Source organism: Kitasatospora sp. NPDC054795 (assembly GCF_053611565.1).
In genome coordinates this window covers 4141-22201 of sequence record NZ_JBSHAP010000065.1, presented here as the reverse complement: position 1 = coordinate 22201, position 18061 = coordinate 4141, and the positions used below count along the sequence as shown (strand labels likewise).

The 18061-nt window shown below is 73.0% G+C and carries 23 protein-coding genes and 1 pseudogene; 9 read left to right on the top strand and 15 right to left on the bottom strand.

The window, feature by feature from the left end; genetic code table 11:
- Positions 1 to 87 precede the first annotated feature (87 nt).
- The 6 genes from ACWGJO_RS23240 to ACWGJO_RS23215 form a co-directional block, all read right to left on the bottom strand.
- Positions 88 to 2478 (bottom strand): DUF4118 domain-containing protein, encoded by a 2391-nt coding sequence (locus tag ACWGJO_RS23240; RefSeq protein WP_452186449.1) that lies wholly within the window; start codon positions 2476 to 2478, stop codon positions 88 to 90.
- A gap of 374 nt (positions 2479 to 2852) precedes the next feature.
- A complete protein-coding gene (locus ACWGJO_RS23235; RefSeq protein WP_452186448.1) occupies positions 2853 to 3848 on the bottom strand; it encodes an iron-containing redox enzyme family protein in 996 nt (331 codons plus the stop codon).
- Positions 3845 to 4150, bottom strand: a complete 306-nt coding sequence (locus tag ACWGJO_RS23230; protein ID WP_452186446.1) for a hypothetical protein — start codon at positions 4148 to 4150, stop codon at positions 3845 to 3847. Before ACWGJO_RS23230 ends, ACWGJO_RS23235 begins: the two co-directional genes overlap by 4 nt.
- 207 nt (positions 4151 to 4357) lie before the next feature.
- Positions 4358 to 4918 (bottom strand): hemerythrin domain-containing protein, encoded by a 561-nt coding sequence (locus ACWGJO_RS23225; RefSeq protein ID WP_452186444.1) that lies wholly within the window; start codon positions 4916 to 4918, stop codon positions 4358 to 4360.
- 385 nt (positions 4919 to 5303) lie between these two features.
- Complete coding sequence (locus ACWGJO_RS23220) at positions 5304 to 5762, bottom strand: SRPBCC family protein (protein ID WP_452186442.1); 459 nt, start codon at positions 5760 to 5762, stop codon at positions 5304 to 5306.
- Between the two features lie 133 nt (positions 5763 to 5895).
- On the bottom strand, positions 5896 to 6492 hold the full coding sequence (locus ACWGJO_RS23215) for an STAS domain-containing protein (protein ID WP_452186440.1): 597 nt from the start codon (positions 6490 to 6492) through the stop codon (positions 5896 to 5898).
- 259 nt (positions 6493 to 6751) lie between these two features.
- Between ACWGJO_RS23215 and ACWGJO_RS23210 the strand changes: the two genes are divergently transcribed.
- Positions 6752 to 7045, top strand: coding sequence for a helix-turn-helix transcriptional regulator (locus ACWGJO_RS23210; RefSeq protein ID WP_452186438.1), 294 nt, complete (start codon positions 6752 to 6754; stop codon positions 7043 to 7045).
- Between the two features lie 443 nt (positions 7046 to 7488).
- Here the strand turns inward: ACWGJO_RS23210 and ACWGJO_RS23205 are convergent, their stop codons facing one another.
- Together ACWGJO_RS23205 and ACWGJO_RS23200 are read right to left on the bottom strand one after the other, a co-directional pair.
- A complete protein-coding gene (locus ACWGJO_RS23205; RefSeq protein WP_452186436.1) occupies positions 7489 to 7908 on the bottom strand; it encodes a hypothetical protein in 420 nt (139 codons plus the stop codon).
- 221 nt (positions 7909 to 8129) lie between these two features.
- Positions 8130 to 8939, bottom strand: coding sequence for a SigB/SigF/SigG family RNA polymerase sigma factor (locus ACWGJO_RS23200; RefSeq protein ID WP_452186435.1), 810 nt, complete (start codon positions 8937 to 8939; stop codon positions 8130 to 8132).
- Between the two features lie 69 nt (positions 8940 to 9008).
- Between ACWGJO_RS23200 and ACWGJO_RS23195 the strand changes: the two are divergent.
- Positions 9009 to 9782, top strand: a pseudogene (locus ACWGJO_RS23195) (SDR family NAD(P)-dependent oxidoreductase); the annotation flags it as partial.
- Between the two features lie 530 nt (positions 9783 to 10312).
- On the opposite strand, the gene ACWGJO_RS23190 reads toward ACWGJO_RS23195, so the two are convergent.
- On the bottom strand, positions 10313 to 10489 hold the full coding sequence (locus ACWGJO_RS23190; protein ID WP_452186480.1) for a CDGSH iron-sulfur domain-containing protein: 177 nt from the start codon (positions 10487 to 10489) through the stop codon (positions 10313 to 10315).
- Positions 10490 to 10553: 64 nt separating this feature from the next.
- Positions 10554 to 11210 (bottom strand): HemK2/MTQ2 family protein methyltransferase, encoded by a 657-nt coding sequence (locus tag ACWGJO_RS23185; protein ID WP_452186433.1) that lies wholly within the window; start codon positions 11208 to 11210, stop codon positions 10554 to 10556.
- Positions 11211 to 11383: 173 nt separating this feature from the next.
- Here ACWGJO_RS23185 and ACWGJO_RS23180 point away from each other — a divergent pair, with 173 nt between their 5' ends.
- The 3 genes from ACWGJO_RS23180 to ACWGJO_RS23170 all read left to right on the top strand — a co-directional run bounded on the left by ACWGJO_RS23180 (position 11384) and on the right by ACWGJO_RS23170 (position 12676).
- The gene (locus ACWGJO_RS23180) at positions 11384 to 11740 is read left to right on the top strand and encodes a hypothetical protein (protein ID WP_452186431.1); all 357 of its coding nucleotides are present in this window, start codon (positions 11384 to 11386) and stop codon (positions 11738 to 11740) included.
- A 180-nt stretch (positions 11741 to 11920) separates the two neighbouring features.
- Positions 11921 to 12259: a 2OG-Fe dioxygenase family protein gene (locus ACWGJO_RS23175; RefSeq protein ID WP_452186429.1), complete on the top strand. Its 339-nt coding sequence runs from the start codon at positions 11921 to 11923 to the stop codon at positions 12257 to 12259.
- 27 nt (positions 12260 to 12286) lie between these two features.
- Positions 12287 to 12676, top strand: a complete 390-nt coding sequence (locus ACWGJO_RS23170) for a hypothetical protein (RefSeq protein WP_452186427.1) — start codon at positions 12287 to 12289, stop codon at positions 12674 to 12676.
- Positions 12677 to 12690: 14 nt separating this feature from the next.
- On the opposite strand, the gene ACWGJO_RS23165 is transcribed toward ACWGJO_RS23170, so the two are convergent.
- The 4 genes from ACWGJO_RS23165 to ACWGJO_RS23150 all read right to left on the bottom strand — a co-directional run bounded on the left by ACWGJO_RS23165 (position 12691) and on the right by ACWGJO_RS23150 (position 14953).
- Complete coding sequence (locus ACWGJO_RS23165) at positions 12691 to 12900, bottom strand: hypothetical protein (protein WP_452186426.1); 210 nt, start codon at positions 12898 to 12900, stop codon at positions 12691 to 12693.
- Positions 12897 to 13244, bottom strand: a complete 348-nt coding sequence (locus tag ACWGJO_RS23160; protein WP_452186424.1) for a hypothetical protein — start codon at positions 13242 to 13244, stop codon at positions 12897 to 12899. The genes ACWGJO_RS23165 and ACWGJO_RS23160 overlap by 4 nt, the downstream gene beginning before the upstream one ends.
- Positions 13245 to 13559: 315 nt before the next feature.
- Positions 13560 to 13883: a plasmid stabilization protein gene (locus ACWGJO_RS23155; protein WP_359904079.1), complete on the bottom strand. Its 324-nt coding sequence runs from the start codon at positions 13881 to 13883 to the stop codon at positions 13560 to 13562.
- Positions 13884 to 13885: 2 nt separating this feature from the next.
- On the bottom strand, positions 13886 to 14953 hold the full coding sequence (locus tag ACWGJO_RS23150) for an SDR family oxidoreductase (RefSeq protein ID WP_452186421.1): 1068 nt from the start codon (positions 14951 to 14953) through the stop codon (positions 13886 to 13888).
- A gap of 120 nt (positions 14954 to 15073) precedes the next feature.
- Between ACWGJO_RS23150 and ACWGJO_RS23145 the strand changes: the two genes are divergently transcribed.
- Positions 15074 to 15760, top strand: a complete 687-nt coding sequence (locus ACWGJO_RS23145) for an HAD family hydrolase (protein WP_452186419.1) — start codon at positions 15074 to 15076, stop codon at positions 15758 to 15760.
- Between the two features lie 10 nt (positions 15761 to 15770).
- The gene (locus ACWGJO_RS23140; RefSeq protein ID WP_452186417.1) at positions 15771 to 16505 is read left to right on the top strand and encodes a class I SAM-dependent methyltransferase; all 735 of its coding nucleotides are present in this window, start codon (positions 15771 to 15773) and stop codon (positions 16503 to 16505) included.
- A 113-nt stretch (positions 16506 to 16618) separates the two neighbouring features.
- Here the strand turns inward: ACWGJO_RS23140 and ACWGJO_RS23135 are convergent, their stop codons facing one another.
- Entirely contained in the window at positions 16619 to 17023 is a 405-nt protein-coding gene (locus ACWGJO_RS23135) for a hypothetical protein (RefSeq protein WP_452186415.1), read from the bottom strand.
- Positions 17024 to 17287: 264 nt separating this feature from the next.
- On the opposite strand from ACWGJO_RS23135, the gene ACWGJO_RS23130 reads away from it, so the two are divergent.
- Positions 17288 to 17437, top strand: coding sequence for a hypothetical protein (locus tag ACWGJO_RS23130; RefSeq protein WP_452186413.1), 150 nt, complete (start codon positions 17288 to 17290; stop codon positions 17435 to 17437).
- A gap of 135 nt (positions 17438 to 17572) precedes the next feature.
- The gene (locus tag ACWGJO_RS23125) at positions 17573 to 17728 is read left to right on the top strand and encodes a DUF6131 family protein (protein ID WP_380460921.1); all 156 of its coding nucleotides are present in this window, start codon (positions 17573 to 17575) and stop codon (positions 17726 to 17728) included.
- Positions 17729 to 18061: the final 333 nt, after the last annotated feature.

Below are 18061 nucleotides of genomic sequence, written 5' to 3'. Positions count from 1 at the left end.
GTCCCGCAAACGTTGGGCGGGGCGGGCTGCCGGTCCGACCAGCGGCTTCGGACTGCCCCCCTCGGGGTACGCCCGGTCACAGCCCCCTCAGGGCACCGCACGGACCAGGCTGATCACATAGGCGGTGCCACCGCCCGCCGCCTCCTCCACGGCCAGTTCGCCGTTCATCGCCTCCACGAACCCCCGCGCCACCGTCGGTCCGGCCCCCTCCGGGGCGACGGCCCGGTCCCCGTGAACGGTGACCCGGACGTCCACCCGCCCCGCCACCGCACCGGCGTCGACCACCACCGGTCCGCCCGCAGGTGCCCCCATGACCAGCAGGTCCGCGACCGCCCGTTCCAGCAGCCCCCGATCGGCCAGCACGTGCGGCAGGCCCCCCATCGGGCCGATCCGTACGCCGGGCATCCCCTCGGCGGCTGCCCGGACCACATCGGCCACCATCACCGGCCGCAGCACCACCGGCATCACGCCGGCCCGCAACCGGCTCAGGTCCCGCAGGTTGCCGAACAACCGCTCCATCCGGTCGAGCTCGGCGCGGATCCGCCGCCCGCCCGGGCCCGACAGCCGCTCGGCCTCCCGGCGCACCGCCGCCAGTGGCACCCGGACATCGCGCCCCACGGCCTCCAGCAGTGCGGTGTGCAGCGCGTCGGTGTGGGCAAGCACCTCGGCCGCCGAGGCCAGCGCGGTCAGCCGTTCCCGCTCCCGGGCCAGCTTCAGCTGGGTGACGTACGGGCCGAGCAGCCGGGTGTCCTCCTCGGTGAGGGGCGCACCGCGCAGGACCAGGACCGCGTCGTCCCCCAGGTCGACGGACCAGGACCCGTCGTCGGGTCGCCGCGGCGCCGCCGCGCCGACCGCGGCCGCCGGTTGCCACTTCGTCCCGGTGCGGACGAGCACGGCGGCCGCGTCCAGCCCGAAGACCTGCCGCAGGTCCGCCAGCAGATCGGCCGGCACCCGCGGCCCGGCCTCCACCGTCTCCCCCGCCAGCCTGGTGAGGACGGCCGCCTCCGCGCGCGCCCGGCCCGTCTGCTGCGAACGCCGCGTCAGGCCGTCGATCAGGTGGGAGATCACCCCGGCCACGGCGAGGAACACCAGCAGCGCCGCGGCATCCGCGCCCCGCCGCACCGTCAGGCTGTACCGCGGTGCGGTGAAGAAGTAGTCGGCCGCGAGCACCCCGGCGGCCGTGCTGCCGGCGGCCGGCAGCAGCCCGCCGAGCCGCGCCGTTCCCGCCACCACCAGCAGCAGGCACAGCAGCACACCGGACAGTCCGAGCGAGTCGCGCAGCGGCGACAGTGCCCAGGTCAGCGCCGCCGCCCCGGCCGGGCCCAGCAGCCATGCCAGCCGGCGCCGCCGCACCGGGACCAGCGCGGGCCGGCGTCTGCGGGGCGCGGGCGGCACCGTCAGCAGTCCCGGCCCCGGCGGCGGCAGCACGTGCACGTCGATCGGTCCGGCCGACCGGATCACCCGGTTGATCACCGAGCCGGAGACCAGCTCGCGCAGCCGGCTGCGGCTGGTGGGCCCCAGGAGGATCTGCGTGGCGCTCTCCGACCGGGCGAAGTCCACCAGCGTCCGGGCGACGTCCGCACCGCTCACCTCGACGTAGCCGCCGCGCAGTTCCCGGAGCAGGTCCCGCTGCGCCGCCAGACCCGGCGGCTCCTGCTCGGCCGTGCCGTCGTCCAGCCGGACGTGCACGCCGACGAGGTCGCCGTGCACCCGGGTCGCGATGCGGGCGCCCCGGCGGATCAGGTGCTCGCCCTGCGCGGCGCCGTCGAGGGCGACCACGATCCGTTCCTTGGTCTCCCAGGGTGCCCGGATGCCGTGCCGGGCGCGGTAGTCGGCCAGCTCCTCCTCCACCCGGTCGGCGAGCCAGAGCAGCGCCAGCTCCCGCAGCGCGCCGAGGTTGCCGGCCCGGAAGTAGTGGTCCAGCGCCACGTCGACCCGGTCCGGCGGGTAGACCTCCCCCTGGGCCATCCGCGCCCGCAGCGCCTGCGGGCTCAGGTCGACCAGCTCGATCCGGTCGGCGGCGCGCACCACCTCGTCGGGGACCGTCTCGCGCTGGGCCACACCGGTGATCTGCTCGACCACGTCGTTGAGGCTCTCCAGGTGCTGGATGTTGAGCGTCGTCGCCACGTCGATCCCGGCGTCCAGCAGCTCCCGCACGTCCTGCCAGCGCTTCCCGTTCCGCCCGCCGGGCACGTTGGTGTGCGCGAACTCGTCCACCAGCGCGAGCGCCGGGCGGCGCGCCAAAAGGGCGTCCGGATCCAGTTCGGTCAGCTCCACCCCCCGGTAGGAGCGCATCGTGCGGGGCAGCACGGGCAGACCCGCCAGCTGTTCCTCGGTCCCGCGCCGGCCGTACGTCTCGACCAGACCGACCACCACGTCCAGGCCCGTGTCGGAGAGCCGCCTGCCCTCCCGGAGCATGGCGTACGTCTTCCCCACCCCCGGTGCCGCCCCCAGGAACACCCGCAGCTTCCCGGTCACCGCCGCCCTGCCACCTCCTCCGCCTCCACGTCCATGCTGCGCCCTCCTCGACGTCCTGCCCCACCCGACGGAGACGTGCGGGTGCCGGGTCGACATGCCCGGGGCCGGCGGCGCGGCCAACGGCATCGCCCACCGGCTCTCCCACCACCACTACGACGTGGTCGCCGAACCCGAGGGCTTCATCAGCGCCGGGCGCTGCGCCGGGCCCGGGCCCGGGTCCGGAAACGGATCGCCGCGGCAACCCGGACGGCGTAGGCGGACGTGCGGCGGCGACACACCGTGACACGCCTGGTACGGGACGCACCCCTCTCAGTGGTCATGCAAGGAGGCTCCCATGAGCACTGCCGAGGTACCGGCGGACGATGGGGCCCGGCTCAGCCCGTTCCGTCCGGCAGCGGGGAGCGCAGCGAGCTGCGTCCGGCCCGCCAGTGGCCGAGCAGGTGGTCCGCGAAGCGTCCGTCGACCACCCCGGCCGCAGCGACACCGAACGCCACGTCCCGGGCGAACTCCGGCTCGGCGGCTACCAGTTCCTCGATGACCCCGCGACGCACCAACTGCTCGTGGACGGCATCCGCCTCGATGTGCTCGCGGTAGAAGAGGGTGCCGTCCGGGCCGCCGCTGAGCCGTTCCAGCGCCGCCGCCAGCCGGGCGGAGCCTGGCGATGAGGTGACCTCCACGGTGGCGAAGTGCCCGACGGCCGCGCCGCGCAGCGCCCGGTGCAGGCCGAAGAGCGTCATCAGGTTGACCACGGCCAGGGTCGGCGCCGGCACGAGGTCCAGGTAGCGCCCGTAGCCGGGGTCGAGGCCGAAGGCCGCCATCATCCGGGCGAACAACAGGGCGTGGGCCCGCTCCGGCCGTCCGGCGCCGTACTCGTCGTAGAGGATCGTCATCAGCACCGCCTGTGCGGGCCCGTGGATCCTCGGCAGCATCCACAGCTGCGGGTCCGCCTCCTTGAGGTGGTAGACCGACCGGTGCACCAGGTACTCACGAGCGTGCCGGCGCTCGCCCTCGGCGAGCAGGAAGTGCGAGGGCCCGGTACCGTCGGACGGCTCCGCGAGCAGTGTTTCCAGCGCCTCCCGCAAGGGCGGCACAGGCTCCGCCTCCGCGCGCACCACGGCCAGGAACGAGTGCTCCAACTCTCCTCGGAATCGCAGGAGTTCACTATCCCACTCCCAGCCGTCCGACACCCCGGGCAGCCCCCGACCGTGGAGTTCGTAGCACAGGTGCAGGGCCAGCTGATGGTCCTCGCCCCACGGCTCGTCGAACGGGCCGGGCGGCGTGAGCTGACGGCCGGCACCGGGCGGTCCGGAGGTGAGCAGGGCGAGCACCGCTGCCGAAAGCGGACCGCGCGACGCGGGCAGCACGCTCATTCTTCCTCCCGGCGGCCGTCGGCACAGGCACAGAGCACTGCGAAGGCGATGGTCAGGGTCAGGGCCCAGCAGCCCGTGAAGATCCACAGAAACGGCGCCTCGGACGTTCCCAGGCCTGCCGCGAGCAGGCCCAACGACAGCAGCGCGACTGCCAGGACGATCCGCGGCCGCACGCCGCGCAACACGTCCCAAGCCCGGCCGCGCAGACGGAACCCGAGGAGGCGCAGCCGCAGCTCCAGCACGTGGTCACCACGCGGCACCCGCTCGATCCCGCGCGGCTCCACCCGCTCACGCCCGTCCATCCGTCCGCCTCCTCACAACACCGTCTCCCGTGATCCGCCGCTGCGGCTACCCCGGATCGGCGGCCGCTAACGCCCAGGCCCCACCCGGAGCCGGACGGTCGGCAGGCGGCTTTCGGCGGGACTGCGCCCGCCGAGGCAGCCGCCCGGGGTCCTCACGGTGGAGGAGGGCCCGTACGGCCTTCGCGGTGTCCTCGGGCCCTGCAAGGGTCAGTGCGGACCACCCGGGGTCAGGAAGTCCCGCATCCGCTCGGAGGCCGAGCGCTCGGGGGGCGGCAGCCGGTCCGCCGGACGTTCGGTGGGCGGCTGGTGACGGGGCCTGCCGGTCGAGGGCTCCTTGGTCTCCCGTGCCCTGACCGCGAGGTCGCACAGTTCGGCCTCGCTCGCAACGGCCCTCACGGCCGGGAAGAGCCGCGCCTCCTCCTCACCGGCGCGCCGGGTGACCTCCTCGACCAGCCGCGCGACCAGCCGGTCGAAGCGGGGCGAGGTGACGTGGGTCGGGCGGAGCTCCGCCAACAACGCCTCCACCGCCCGGTGGTCGGCGAGTTCGCGTTCCACCACGATCGGCCCGTCGGGCAGCCGGTCGCGGGCGAGCGGATAGAGGTGCTGTTCCTCCGCCCGGGTGTGGCGAACCAGTTGATCGATCACGAGGTCGGCCAGGTCCTTGCGCTGCGGGTCCCCACTGGGTATGCCGCTGAGTTCGCTGAAGTGGACCAGCACGGACCGGTGGTCGGCGGTCAGCTGCTCCAGCAGGTCTTCGTCGTGGTGCACGGCAGATGCTCCGTTCTGTGTACTTGCCGGGTACGGCGTCGGGCCCGCCGCCGGCACCCGCGACCTGATCGCGGCCGCGCCGGGGCGGGACCAGTCCGCCGGATCCACCGCCGTTCTCGCGCAGGTGCCGTACGGGCACGAGCAGTTCGTTCTGTTCGACGCCGTAGTTCGTCACGATCGCCAGGACCTTGCCGTGCTGGGTCACGCCTCCTCCTGGTCCACGGGATTCCTCGGGTGCGCGAACGCGTACCCCGAGCGACGGCGGGTACCCGCCGCACGCCGGCCATACCGGGCCGATCGTTCCTGATCCGGCATGGCCACGGACGTCGACCGGCCGCCGAGGGGTGTCCCTGGCGGCCGGTGGCGCGGACGGTCGACAGCGGATTCAGCCCGGACTGATCCGGCCGCGCCAACCGCCTTCCTCCCTGCCGCGTTCCTCGATGTACTCCTTGAACCGCTTCAGGTCCCCCTTCACGCGGCGGTCGACCATTCCCGTAACGTCGGCGGTCTTCTCCACCATGCCCTCGGGCCGGAAGTCGATGGCCATGGCGACCCGGGTGTGCCCCTGGTCGATCTGTTGGAAGCTCACCACGCCCTTCTGGTCCACCTCGCCGTCCACAGTCCGCCAGGCGATCCGCTCGTCGGGCTTCTGGTCGATGATCTCGGTGTCGAACTCGCGGGTGACACCGCCGATACTGGTCCGCCAGTGGTTGTGGCGGTCGTCCAGTTGGGTCACCGAGTCGACGCCCTCCATGAAGCGCGGGAACTCCTCGAACTGCGTCCACTGGTTGTAGGCGGTGTGCAGGGGCACGGCCACGTCCACGGACTCCTTCACCATGCTCATCCGGAACTCCTCTCACGGTTACGGCCAGGGCCGTCCCGGCCGTACCGTGCGCCTGCCCCTTCGGCACCGGCCCAACCATTTGTCCCGGTGGTTGCCCGTTGGAATGCGGACATCGGACGGCCGGGGACAGTGGTCACTTCGGGGCGGGGTGCGCCGTGGGCGGCAGTCGGTGTCGAAGGGCATCCTCGACGGTGGCGTGGACGGAGAACAGCCCAGCGGTGTCGGTGAGTTCCAGGACCCGCAGCGTCCGCCTGGACGGAGCGACGAGCACCAGCCGGACGCCGTCCGCCAACGCGCGCCGACGGGCACCGAGAAGCAGGTTGAGTCCAGTGGAGGTGAACAGCTCCACACCCGCGAGGTCGACCGCGAGCAGGACGGGACGCCGCCCGAGTGCGGCGGTGAGTGCCCGGGCCGCGACGGGCTCGCTGTCCAGGATCATGTCGCCGATGAATGCGCACACGAGGACATCACCGACCCGGACGGTCTCCGACGTCAGACAGGGCGGCACGGTCCACTTTTCGGGCCGGGGACTCGACGGCACGGGCACGCCGACGCTGCCCTCGGCGATGTCCCGCTCCGGTCGTACGGAGGCCATGTGTTCCAGGTCCCGCCATAGATCCAGGGCCTGCTCGCGAAGGCCCGCAACAGTGCGTCCGCCGGCTTCGCGGGAGACCAGGTAGGCGTCGACACCGGTGATCGAACGGCGCACGTGCCGACGCAGCGGTTCCACGCAGGTACGGACATCCTGTTCCCCGCCCTGGCAGGGCGGGCCGAGGCGTTCGGCCAACAGGGACCTGAGCCGTTCCAGCCCCTGTCTGCTGATCGGGTCCTTGGAACCATCTCCAGACGCGGCGCCGCGCACATCCGCGACGGACGCTTGTGCGACCGCGGCTCCTCCACTCTTCGCCCGCCCGCCAGACATGTCAACCATTGCACGAATCCACTGTCATGTTTCGGTGGCCGTGAAACAGCGGTCCTATCGTGGAGGAATGGACAACGGCACGACGACCGCGCGGCAGTGGACCTTCCTGACCAACCATGCCCGCGTGCTGGTCCAGATCGCCCGTGACCCGGGCATCCGCGTGCGTGACATCGCCGCCAGCTGCCTGCTCACCGAACGCGCCGTCCAACGCATCATCGTCGACCTCGAACAGGCCGGGTACCTCACCCACGAACGCCGCGGCCGCGCCAACCACTACAGCGTCATCACCAGCAAGCAGCTGCGTCACCCCGCCGACGCCGGCCCCACCATCGCCGAGCTCCTCGCCACCCTCCTGCGCTGAATCCCCCCGGCGCCCTGAAGGCGCAACCACGGATAGTAACCGGACCTGATCCCGGCGGGGCAGGACGTCAGGCCGCGGTCAGCGACTGATCGGCGCGAAGCCGCGAATCCAGCCCAGGGCATGGGCCGCTCCCTCCGCGCGGGCTCGCTCGGGGTCCGGGCGGTCACGGTCGCGCCGGAACTCGATCGCCGCACGAGGGCTGCGGCTGCCGGGTACTCGGCGCTCCGTCGGCACGGGTCACCCCGATCTGCTCCACCGACGCCGCTCTCGCCGCCGGCGGTCACCCGATCCGCGTCCGCGAACGGACGGCCGAGGCCGGTTGCCCGTCCTGTGCACCGTCACGACCCACCGGACCGCCGGGGATCCCGTTCAGGCCGCTGAACTCCTCCTGCGGCGCTGAACACCCGCCGTGGCCGTCGCCCACATGAGGCCCGCCCCGCAGCTCACGCGCAGCCCGGATCGCCGTACCGTGCCCGCCACTCCCTTGCGCGGGCGTTGTGCCATTCGACGCCCTGGACCGCCTCTTGGACCGACAAGCCGCTCAGCCGGGCGATCAGGCCCAGCGGAACCGGCCCTTCGCGGCCGGCGAGTGCCCGGCACACCTTGCCGGCCCACTGCTCCTCAGAGACGAAAGGGCGGCGACGGTACCGGTCGATCAGGGCCGTCAGGTGCTCGGCCGAGCACGCCCTGAGCACCCGCCGGCCGTCGAGCGCCGGATCGCTCCTGTGCAGAGCGGAGGAGTCCGGCACCAGCACGCTGACCAGGTCAGCCCTCGCCACGGCCTCGCCGCAGTGATCGCACAGGTCCAACGCTTCCGCGTCGTCGCCGAGCGGGCCGTCCGCCGGTCGTCCGGTGTCCTCCATGCCACGCGTCTACCCGGTCGAGGTCCGCACAACCGTCACACCGGAACCCGCCCCAGGGGACGGCATCACTCCGCTCCCGGCCCGGAATCACGTGTGCACCGGGCCCGAAGGGGCACACGCAGTTGCCGAGCCCATGAACTGTGATCATTCACAGCCGGAGATCCACTTTCGATACACGGCCTAACCGCTGCAGGGGCCGAAAACGCCCCACTGCGGGAAAGTCAGTCCGGTTCCTCCGGTGCGTCGGTCCAGCCGGGCGCGTCCCGGTCCTCCAGTTCCTCCCGCAGCCGGGCCAACGTGGTGCTCAGCAGCCGGGAGACGTGCATCTGAGAGACGCCGATGCGCTCCGCTATCCGGGCCTGCGTCCAGCCGTCCCAGAAGCGGAGCTTGAGGACGGTCTGCTCGCGTTCGGGCAGCCGGGCCAGCAGGGGGCGCACCGCGGTGCGGAAGTCGGTGAGTTCGATGCCGGGGTCGCAGCCGCCGAGGTGGTCGAGCAGGGCGCTGCCGCTCTCGTCGGTGTCCTGGTCGCGCAGGGCGTCCAGGGAGTCGGGGCGGTAGACACGGCCCGCCACGATCCCCTCAGTGGCCTGTTCGACGGTGAGGTGCAGGTCCTCGGCGATCTCCTCGGGCTGCGGGAGGCGGCCGAGTTCCTGTTCCAGGCGGTCGGAGCCGCGGGCGACGCAGAGGTAGAGCTCCTGCATGCCGCGCGGGACCCGCACCGGCCAGGAGGTGTCGCGGAAGAACCGTTTGATCTCGCCGGTGATGGTGGGGATCGCGTAGGTGACGAACACGACGCCGCGCTGCGGGTCGTAGCCGTCGACGGCCTTGATCAGGCCGATCGTGCCGACCTGGAGGATGTCCTCCATCTCCTCGGCACGGTACCGAAAGCGTGCCGCGATGAACCGCACCAGTGGCATGTTCAACTCGATGATCGTGCCGCGCACGTAACTGTAGGCGTAGGTCTCCCGGGCCAGCCCGGCCAACCGCTCGAACAACGCGTCGCTCAGCTCCCGCGCCTCGGACTTACCCATCGCCCGGCACTCGGCCGGAGTCGGTCTCGCCGGCAGATCGAGTGACGGGTCCGGGGACGTGTCGGCGGCGTGGCGGGGTTTTCCCAAGCGGATGGACACTTGACTTCTCCTGGCATCGGGTGGACCCCCTGGACCCGTGCGCGCAAATGCCCACACGTCGCGGGTTTGTTCCCCCGGGGGCGTGCCCGGCATCTTGAGGCACGGCCCTGGCGGCACCCGTCGGATGCCGGAGCGGCCTGGACCGGTCGGCAGCCGCTACATCAACCCTTCTACCCCAAACACGACATCGAATTCGTGTTTTATCGGTCTTTCTACCGTTTTCTCCATATTCGTTCGGGATTCGTTCGGGTAGCCGTCCCGGCTCCTCCTGCTGGCTCTGACCATCAGCTGGGCCCTGCTGCTCCTGCTGCGGGTCGCCACCGGACCGGCACTGGCCGACTGGACCCCGGGGCCACCGCCGGGCTGCGCACCGTGGCCGCCGAGGCAGAGGCAGCGGGCTCCCCGGTTCGCACCGAGTCGGCCGACGTCGCCGACCCGGAGGCCTGCGAGGCCGTCGCCACCCGCGCCGAGGCCGAATTCGGGTCGATCGACGTCTGGGTCAACGACGCCTTCGCCTCCGTCTTCGCACCCTTCACCGAGATCAGCCCGGCCGAGTTCCGCCGACTCACCGACGTCACCTACCTTGAGCGCGTCAACGCCACCCGCGCCGCGCTGCGCCGGACGCTGCCGCGCGACCACGGCGCGATCGTGCACGTCGGCTCGGCGCTCGCCTACCGGGGCATCCCGCTGCAGACCGCCTACCACGGCGCCAAGCACGCCCTCCAGGGCTGGCACGAGGCCCTGCGCTGCGAACTGCTCGCCAGTGGAACGGCGGTCCGCGTGACGATGGTCCAGATGCCGGCCGTCATACCCCGCAGTTCGACTGGGTGCTCAACCGGCTGCACGGCCACGCTCGCCCCGTCGCGCCCGTGTACCAGCCCGAACTCGCCGCCCGCGCCGCCCGGTTCGCCGCCGACCGCCCCGGGCGCCGGGAGTACCGGGTGTGGGGCAGCACCGTCGGCACCCTGGTCGCCAACACGCTCGCACCCGGCCTTCTCGACCGCTACCTCGCCCGCACGGGCATCGACGCCCAGCAGGAGGATGACCGGCCCCGCCGCGGCGACGAACAAATCAACCTCTGGTCCCCGGGCGACTCCGAGACGGACCACGGCGCGGACGACCGCTTCGACGCCGAGGCCCGCGACCACGGCGCCCAGCTGTGGGCCTCCCAGCGCCGCCGTCTGCTCGCGGCCGGCGGTGCGGCACTGCTCGGCGCCACGACCGGTGCGGCCCGCGCGCGGCGGCCGCGGTGGGCACTGCGGACGTCCGCCCGCCTACCTTTCACCGGCCGCACCGTCCGACGTGCCCGGGCCCCGCTCCCGAGCCCCCGGCGGCCGCCCGTGCCGCCGGTGGCTGGTGTCGCAGAACGGGTACGTGCGGCTGCGCCGGCAGGCGCACAAAGCCACCACCGGACGGTCGGACAGCCGCCGGGTGCCGTCCGGCAGGACCACCTCCACCGGGCCCTCGACCAACAACGGGCCACCTGGCACGACGACCACCCGGGTGGCGTAGCGCTCACCGCCCGCGGACACCGCGCACCACCACCAGTTCCTCTTCGCGCTCGCCCGGCCGGATCAGTCCGAGCCGCTCGAACAGGGCGGCCCGAGCCGTCATGACGGGCCCGAAGGGCTGCCGCCGTCGCGCCGCCACCTCCGTACGCAGTGCGGCTGCGTGCAGGAGCGCCAGGGTGGCCGGCACGTCCGCGAGTGCGGACTGCACGACCAGCAGCACGCCGCCCTCGGCCAGCGCCCCGGGAACCGTCCGGCAGATCCGGTCCAGGACCAACCGTCCGTCCGGTCCGGCGTCCCAGGCCAGCGCCGCGCCCCGGCCGGGAGCCGCCCCGGCCGGGTCCGTCGGGACGTACGGGGGATTTGCGGTCACCAGGTCGAAGCGCTCACCGGGCAACGGCGCCAGGAGGTCGCCCCGGCGCAGCCGGACCCGGTCGTGGTGCAGCCGGGCGTTGCACCAAGCGGCGGCCACCGCCCTGGCGGACAGGTCCACCGCCGTGACGAGGGCCCCGCTGCGCGCCGCTGTGATCGCGACGGCCCCGGTCCCGGTGCACAGGTCGAGCACCCGGCTGGAGCCGTCCAGCGGCTCCCGGCGCACACAGGCGGCCAGCAGTTCGGTGTCGCTCTGGGGCGCGTAGACCCCGGGCGGGCGAATCAACAGCATGTCGAGCGGCTGCCCGACCGGGCACGGTTCACACCTGCTGCACCGGGCACCGGAGCGGTGAGCACGGCACGGTCCGCGACGGAGCCCGGGGCGCACACTGAGGCCGGACACCCGGCGCGGCGCCGCCGGACCCACGTGATGCCGACACAACAGAGGAGAGGGAGCCTGGTGAGGTGGACGACAGCGGCACCCCGGGCAGTACGGGCCACGGCCAGGAGCTGCCGCCGACGGTAGGCGTGGAGGAGGAGTACTTCGTCGTGGACCCCGCAACCCGGGCCGTGGTTCCCGCGGGCCCGCGGCTGGCCGCCCGGGGCAGCGGCGCCCACCGTCAGCGTGCCGCGCACCGGGCCGGTGGCCTGCCCGCGATCGAGGACGACCTCGCGAACTGCATGGCCACCCCGCAGGCCGTCCCGCCCCGGTCATCCGCACGGCAGACCCCCCAGGGGCACGACCTCGACGGATGTGCCAGCGTGAAGGAAGCCGGAAGGGCACGCGGACCCATGTCCACGGACGCCCGCGAACGCCCGTAGAAGCCGATGGACGACAGCACGGAACAGCACGGACGCCCGCCGGGCGCGGCGGGCGGGTGCGCCGTGACGGGTACGTCCGCCTGAACGCTGCCGACCTCGGCATCGACACCGCGGCACTGGCCGAGGACTTCACGCGGCTCGCCGACTCCTACCAGGACCTGCCGCCGGACCCGTACGCCCGTGAGACCCACCGCTTCCGCCGCTACTCGCACGCCGTCCACCTGCCCTGGACCGGCGAGCTCTCCTACATCCCTGGCGCCCCCGACGAGGAGTTCGGCACCGTCACCGAGTACTGGCAGGACGAGCACAACCCCGAGTACCCCGAGTGCGGCGCCGGCTGCCGACATCCCGGAAGCGATCCACGACCGCTTCGTTCTGACCGAGCCGCTGGACGGCTACGGCGTTCACGACCGGCGCGTCAGCCACTGCGTCGGCCCGGTCCGCCTCGGCGACGACGGGGACGAAGGGCGACGCGACATCCTCATCATCGGAATCGCCCCCTGTGCACCCGGGCTTTGACCCGGGGGATCCACTCCCTGAACCCGCTTGGCACTTCGTGCTGGAGCATCGGGACGCAATCCTGCTCGTAAGCATGGGAACGGTCGGCGCGGGCGGTTCGAGGAGTTCGCGGAGCTGGCGTCGAACTTCACCAGCTCGCCGCTGTTCGCGGTGCTGTGTCTGTGCCTGGTGGGCGCGGTCGTCGCGGTGCACGTGGCCGGGCTGCCGATCGGGTGGCAGCTTCTGGTGGGCGATGCGATGGGCGCGGTGACGCTGTTGCTGCTGGCGATGCCGAAGAACTCCGAGCGACGGGCCGAGCATGCCATCCAGCGCAAGCTGGATGCGATCGTCCGGGCGATGCTGGAGCAGCATGAAGGCAAGCGCGGTCAGGCTTACGAGGATCTGAAGGCAGCCATCGGGATGGAGGAGCGGCTGTAGGGGCCCGGGAGGATTCAGGTCTGGGCGGCAGTCGCGACGCACAGCGCCGCGACGCCGAGGGCGAGCCAGGCGAGGTAGTCGCCGACGTGTCCGGAATGCAGGCGGCGCAGCGCCCGTACGGCTCGGGCAGCCACGTGCCGGTCGGCGGCGGGCCGGTGGAGGGCGGCCGTGGCCAGGGCGAGAGCGACGGCTGCGGACAGCAGGCCCAGCAGCATGCCGGTCACGGTCCAGTCCGCGGCCGGCACGGGTCCGGGCGGCGTGTTGGCGTGGGCGAGGACGACGGCGGTGTCGCCATCGGGTCGGTGAAGACGGCCGCCCCGCGGGCGAGGGCGGCGGCGATGGCGGGCAGGGAACCGACGAGAACAGCGAGGCCGATCAGGCTCGCCGGGACGATCGTCATGGTGCGGGGCAGGGCGCGCTGCGGGGAGCGGATCTCGGGTTCCTCGCCCTCACCGGTGGTCTCGTCCTCGTCCGGTCGGCTGCGTGGGACCGGGCCGGCGCCGAAGAAGATCCGCAGGGCCGTACGGAGAGCGGCTGCGCCGGTGGCGGCGGAGGCCGCGACGAACACGGCGGGCAGCCACGGCTGCCAGTGGCCGGCGGCGTGCCCCGCGACGGCCGTGTCATGGCCTCCGGGTCAGTCGGGAGGTTCCGACGGACGGGGGTGGCCGGGCTCCGGTGAGGCAGGCTCCGTGGGCTCGCCCGGGCCGGGCGGGGCCGGCGGTTCAGGGGGCGGTTCGGGCGAGCCGGGAGGCGCGGGCGGATCCGGCGGCACCGGTGGCTCCACCGGCTCCGGCGGGCTGGGCGGCTGCGGCGGGGGCGACGGCGGAACCGGGGTGACGTCGGCGTCGGATGGCACGGGAACGGTACCCACGGTCACCAGCTCCTATCGGCCCAGGGCGTGTTCGAGTTCCTTCTTGTTCATCTTCGAGCGCCCGTGGATGTTGCGCTGCCTGGCCTCGTTGTAGAGCTGCTCCTTCGTCGGCCCCTGGGCGCCGCTGTGCGACCGCAGCCCACCGCGACGGGAGGATGACATGTCCTTCACCGAGCTGCGGCTGGCGGTCTTCGACTCCCCGTGCCGGGCCCGCTCCTTGTTCACGGTGCGGGCGGCGATCTCCTCGGCACGCTTCTCGCTCTCACCGCGCTCCAGCGCACTGTCCTTGATGTGCTCGTACTGCCGCTCCCGCTTGGGACTCGATCCGCGAGGCATGGTCACACACTCCTGTCCGATGACTGCGGGGCGCGTGTTCCCCGCATCCGTGGGAGGAACCCGCTACCAGCACCGGGCAAACCGGCCTGCACCCGACCAGCCGCGCGCCCCAGCGCGTCGGCGAGAGCGCCGAGGGCGTGCGCCGCCTGCTGCTGGCGGCTGCGGTCCCGGGCCCGGCCATCGAACCGGCCGTGCGCCCCGAAGTCCCGCCGGGCATCGACCGGCTCGAACAGGTTGTCCGGGGCCGTGGCGCGGCGCCGACTGTCCTCCTGCTGGGAGTCGAAGCCCGTGCGGGCCAGGTAGCGGTCCAGCAGCCCGGGCACGACGGCGTTCGCCACCAGGGTCGCCACCGTGCTGCCGCCGACCCAGTACTCCCGCCGCCCGGGGTGGTCGGCGGCGAACAGCACGGCGCGGGCGGCGACCTCGGGCTGGTAGATCGGCGGAACCGGCTGCGCCCGACGGGGCAGGAGGGAACGGACCCAGTCGAACTGCGGGGTGTTGACGGCCGGCATCTGCACCATCGTGGTCCGCACCCGAGTACCGGAGGCGAGCAGTTCGCAGCGCAGCGCCTCGTTGAAGCCCTGGATGGCGTGCTTGGCGCCGCTGTAGGCGCTCTGCAGCGGGATGCCGCGGTAGGCGATCGCCGAACCGACCTGCACGATCACCCCGGCATCGCGGGGCAGCATCCGGGCCAGGGCGGCCCGGGTGGCGTAGACGTAGCCGAGGTACGTGACCTCGGTGACGCGCCGGAACTCCTCCGGGGAGACCTCGATGAAAGGGGCGAAGACGGGGGCGAACGCGTCGTTGACCCACACATCGACCGGCCCGGGTTCTTCCTCGGCCCGTTCGGCGGCGGCCTCCACCGCGTGTGCGTCGGCGACGTCGGCCTCGATGGCAATGACCTTGGCAGCGCCGGCCCGCTCGGCCTCGCGCACCGCCGCTTCGAGGCCGGCCCGGCCGCGGGCGATCAGCGCGAGCCGGTCCCCGCGGGCGGCGAACGCCTCGGCGGTCGCGCGGCCGATACCGCCGCTGGCCCCGGTGATGACGATGGTCCGGCAGGCATTTTCCATACTGCTTCGGGTTTCCCGGAAACAGCGGGGCAAACGGCCCGGCGCCACATGCGTGGCCGGTCGTCGGGCCGTAGCGTCGACAGGGTGGACATGCCGGGGGCGTGAACGAGGGAGGCTTCGATGCCGGCCGCAGCGCTGTTCGATGTCGACGGCACACTGCTCGACACCAGTTACTGGCACACCGTCGCCTGGACCGAGGCGCTCGCCCAATTCGGCCACACCCCGGCGATGGCCCGCGTCCACGGGGCGATCGGCATGGGCGGTGACCAGCTCCTCGACCACGTGCTGGGCGACGGCCGCGACCAGGGCCAGGACGAGGCGATCAGCGCGGCGCACCAGGCGCTCTTCGCCCGGTTCTGGCCGCGCCTGCGGGCGTTCGACGGCGCCGCCGGCCTGCTGCGGGAACTGAGACGGCGCGGCTGGACGATCACCCTCGCCTCCTCCGCCTCGGGGCGTGACCTGGAGGCGATGCGCGGGGTGCTCGCCGCCGACGACGCGATCGATCACGCCACCTGTGCCGACGACGTCGAGGCCAGCAAGCCCGCCCCCGACCTCGTCCACGCTGCTCTGGCCACGTCCGGCGCCAGGCCGGGCGAGGCGCTGTTCGTCGGCGACACCCCGTGGGACGTCCAGGCCGCCGCCGGGGCCCAGGTCACCTGCGTGGCGGTGCTCTTTGGCGGCTTCGGCGAGCGGGCCCTGCGCTCGGCCGGAGCCCTCGAGGTCCACACCGACGTCGGCGAACTCCTCGCCCACCTCGATTCCAGCGCCCTCGCGGACCCGACGCACTTCCAGCCCGTACGCGGCTGAGCGCGCAGCCGTGGACAACTCCCCCGACGGCGGGTACGCGGTCTCCGCAGAGTTCTACGACCTCCTGCAGGCCGAGACCGACCGCCGTCTGGCCGAGCGGCGCTTCGCCGCGGCCGCCACGCGGGCCCGCCACGCGGTCCTTGATGTCGGCGCCGGCACCGGCACGGCCACCGAAGTCCTGCTGCGCGCCTCCAGTGTGCCCGTCCACGCCGTCGAACCGGCCCCGGCCATGCGCGCCGCCCTGCTGTCGCGCCTGGCCCACCTCGGGGCGGACCAGCGCGCTCGTGTCACCGTGCACCCCGAGCCCCTCGCGGCGGCAGGCCTGACGGCCGTGGCGGACCTCGCCGTCGCCTCCAACGTGATCGCCTGTCTGGACCCCCCGACCAGGCGGGCCACGTGGAAGGCGATCGCGGCAGCCCTCCTGCCCGGTGGCCTGCTGCTGTTCGATCCGCCTCCCGCCGGCCTGCCGAGAGAGTGCGAGGCGGCGGGACGGCTCGGTCCGGTGCGGGTCGGCCCCGACCTGTACAGCGCCGACGTCACCCGCCAGCCCCATCGCGGGGTCCTGCGCATGGTCTTCACCTACCGCGTAGAACGCGAGCGGGCACTCCTGCGCGAGGCCCAGGAGGCGTTCGACATGTGGCCTGCCCCGCCCGAGCGGCTCACCGAGGAACTCGAAGCCGCAGGACTGCACGTTGTGCAGGCGCCCGGATCCGACCTCGTGGCGGCTCGCCGCCCCGCTCTCTAGATCCGACCTCGCCCGCCTGCGGGCATCACATTCCGGGTGCCACTGCTGCTGGACGGCCCCGGCGACCGGCGCTGCGGGCATCGCAGGCGGCCTCGGTCCCGTGCCGCACCGGATCAGTCGCTCGTTTCGCCCGGTGGTGTTCCGCCTGGTGCCCCGCCACCCTCGTCAGCCGGCTTCTCACCGGATGCCGGTGTGCCGCGGCCGCCACTGATCCCCTCACCACCGTCATCAGCGGCTGACCGGTCGCCGCCGGCCAGAGCCCACCCCACGATGCTTCCGCCGTACACGGTGAAGCCCACCCCGATCAGCCAGGACTGGACCACAAGGACTGCGCCGACCGTGCCGTAGGAGACGGCGTTGGAGACCAACAACGGGGCGAAGACCACCCGGGAGAACAGCCGGAGGCCGGCCAGGGCGACCATCGTGGCCACCGCCCCGGGCACCAGTCCCCGCCGCGGGGCACGGGCCCCGAGCAGAAAGCGCGGAAGCCACCAGAACAGCAGCAGACCGCCCAGCACCGTGGCGAGGATCCGCAGGGTCGGTTGAACGGCAGTGCGGTGTCACGGCACACCGCTCCACGCCGCGAGGACGAGACCAATCTCTGGCGTCCGGCCCCGGCAGGTGCCCCTTCGGGCGCATCTCAACGCTCTCCGTCCTGGGACCGGTGCGAGGCAGCTCGTGGCCGCCCGCCGGACAGCGGCTCACACCGGCGTGCCCAGCTCGGAGCCCAGAGGCGCCGGGACGGCCCCGCAGCCCGAGACCGCGCCCGGACAAACCGAGCGTTGCTGCGTCTGGGCCTGTACCGGTTGCCGATCGGCGAGTTCCCCCTCCTGCGAGGCCTCGCGACCGCCCTGGCCTCCTACGACGGAGCCGCCGTGCTCGAACGCGGCCTCGACATCCTCCTCGCCGGCCTGGCCACCACCCCTCAGTAGTGCGCCGAACCCGGGAGTCGCGCCACCGCGGCTGATATCTCACCCCCAAACCGGGCACCCGCGAAAGCAAGTGCAGCATTTCCTCCGCATCGGCGAAGGACCGCATCGGAAGAGGGGGAAGAAACGGAGGTCATGGTGATCGTCCTCGGAGTCATCCTCCTTGTCATCGGATTCGTCACCGGAATCGGCATCCTGTGGACCATCGGCATCGTCCTGGCCCTCATCGGCCTCATCCTGTGGATCATGGGCGCGGTCGGCCACGAGGTCGGCGGCCGCCGCCATTACTGGTAGGCACCAGCGAACCAGCCACTGGCCCTGTGGAGGCAGCGCAGCCCTGCTGGGCCACGACGCCAGCCATGCGCCGCACACGTGGACGGTTCGGTTCAGGCCGTGTGCCTGGACCGGTTCTCCGTTGGTCAAATGACCTGGCGTCGACGCCGGTCGTGCCGACTCCGGCCGCCTTGCTGCCGGTGACGCGAGCCTCTCCCCATCCGTCAGGCAGGCGGGGGGGGGGCGCCGGGGGGCCCCCCCCGCGCCCGCGGCGGCCCCCCGGGGGGGGGGGGGGGGGTCACACGGGGCGGGGTGCCGGGGGGCGCGGGGGGGGGGGGGGGGGGGACAAAACCA

What these genes read in the sequence shown, in the direction of transcription:
- ACWGJO_RS23205 (WP_452186436.1), bottom strand. Translation starts at nt 7,908, where the DNA reads ATGGAGGACACCGGACGACCGGCGGACGGCCCGCTCGGCGACGACGCG.
- ACWGJO_RS23200 (WP_452186435.1), bottom strand. Translation starts at nt 8,939, where the DNA reads ATGGGTAAGTCCGAGGCGCGGGAGCTGAGCGACGCGTTGTTCGAGCGG.
- ACWGJO_RS23220 (WP_452186442.1), bottom strand. Translation starts at nt 5,762, where the DNA reads ATGAGCATGGTGAAGGAGTCCGTGGACGTGGCCGTGCCCCTGCACACC.
- ACWGJO_RS23235 (WP_452186448.1), bottom strand. Translation starts at nt 3,848, where the DNA reads ATGAGCGTGCTGCCCGCGTCGCGCGGTCCGCTTTCGGCAGCGGTGCTC.
- ACWGJO_RS23145 (WP_452186419.1), top strand. Translation starts at nt 15,074, where the DNA reads ATGCCGGCCGCAGCGCTGTTCGATGTCGACGGCACACTGCTCGACACC.
- ACWGJO_RS23230 (WP_452186446.1), bottom strand. Translation starts at nt 4,150, where the DNA reads ATGGACGGGCGTGAGCGGGTGGAGCCGCGCGGGATCGAGCGGGTGCCG.
- ACWGJO_RS23155 (WP_359904079.1), bottom strand. Translation starts at nt 13,883, where the DNA reads ATGCCTCGCGGATCGAGTCCCAAGCGGGAGCGGCAGTACGAGCACATC.
- ACWGJO_RS23210 (WP_452186438.1), top strand. Translation starts at nt 6,752, where the DNA reads ATGGACAACGGCACGACGACCGCGCGGCAGTGGACCTTCCTGACCAAC.
- ACWGJO_RS23150 (WP_452186421.1), bottom strand. Translation starts at nt 14,953, where the DNA reads ATGGAAAATGCCTGCCGGACCATCGTCATCACCGGGGCCAGCGGCGGT.
- ACWGJO_RS23185 (WP_452186433.1), bottom strand. Translation starts at nt 11,210, where the DNA reads ATGCTGTTGATTCGCCCGCCCGGGGTCTACGCGCCCCAGAGCGACACC.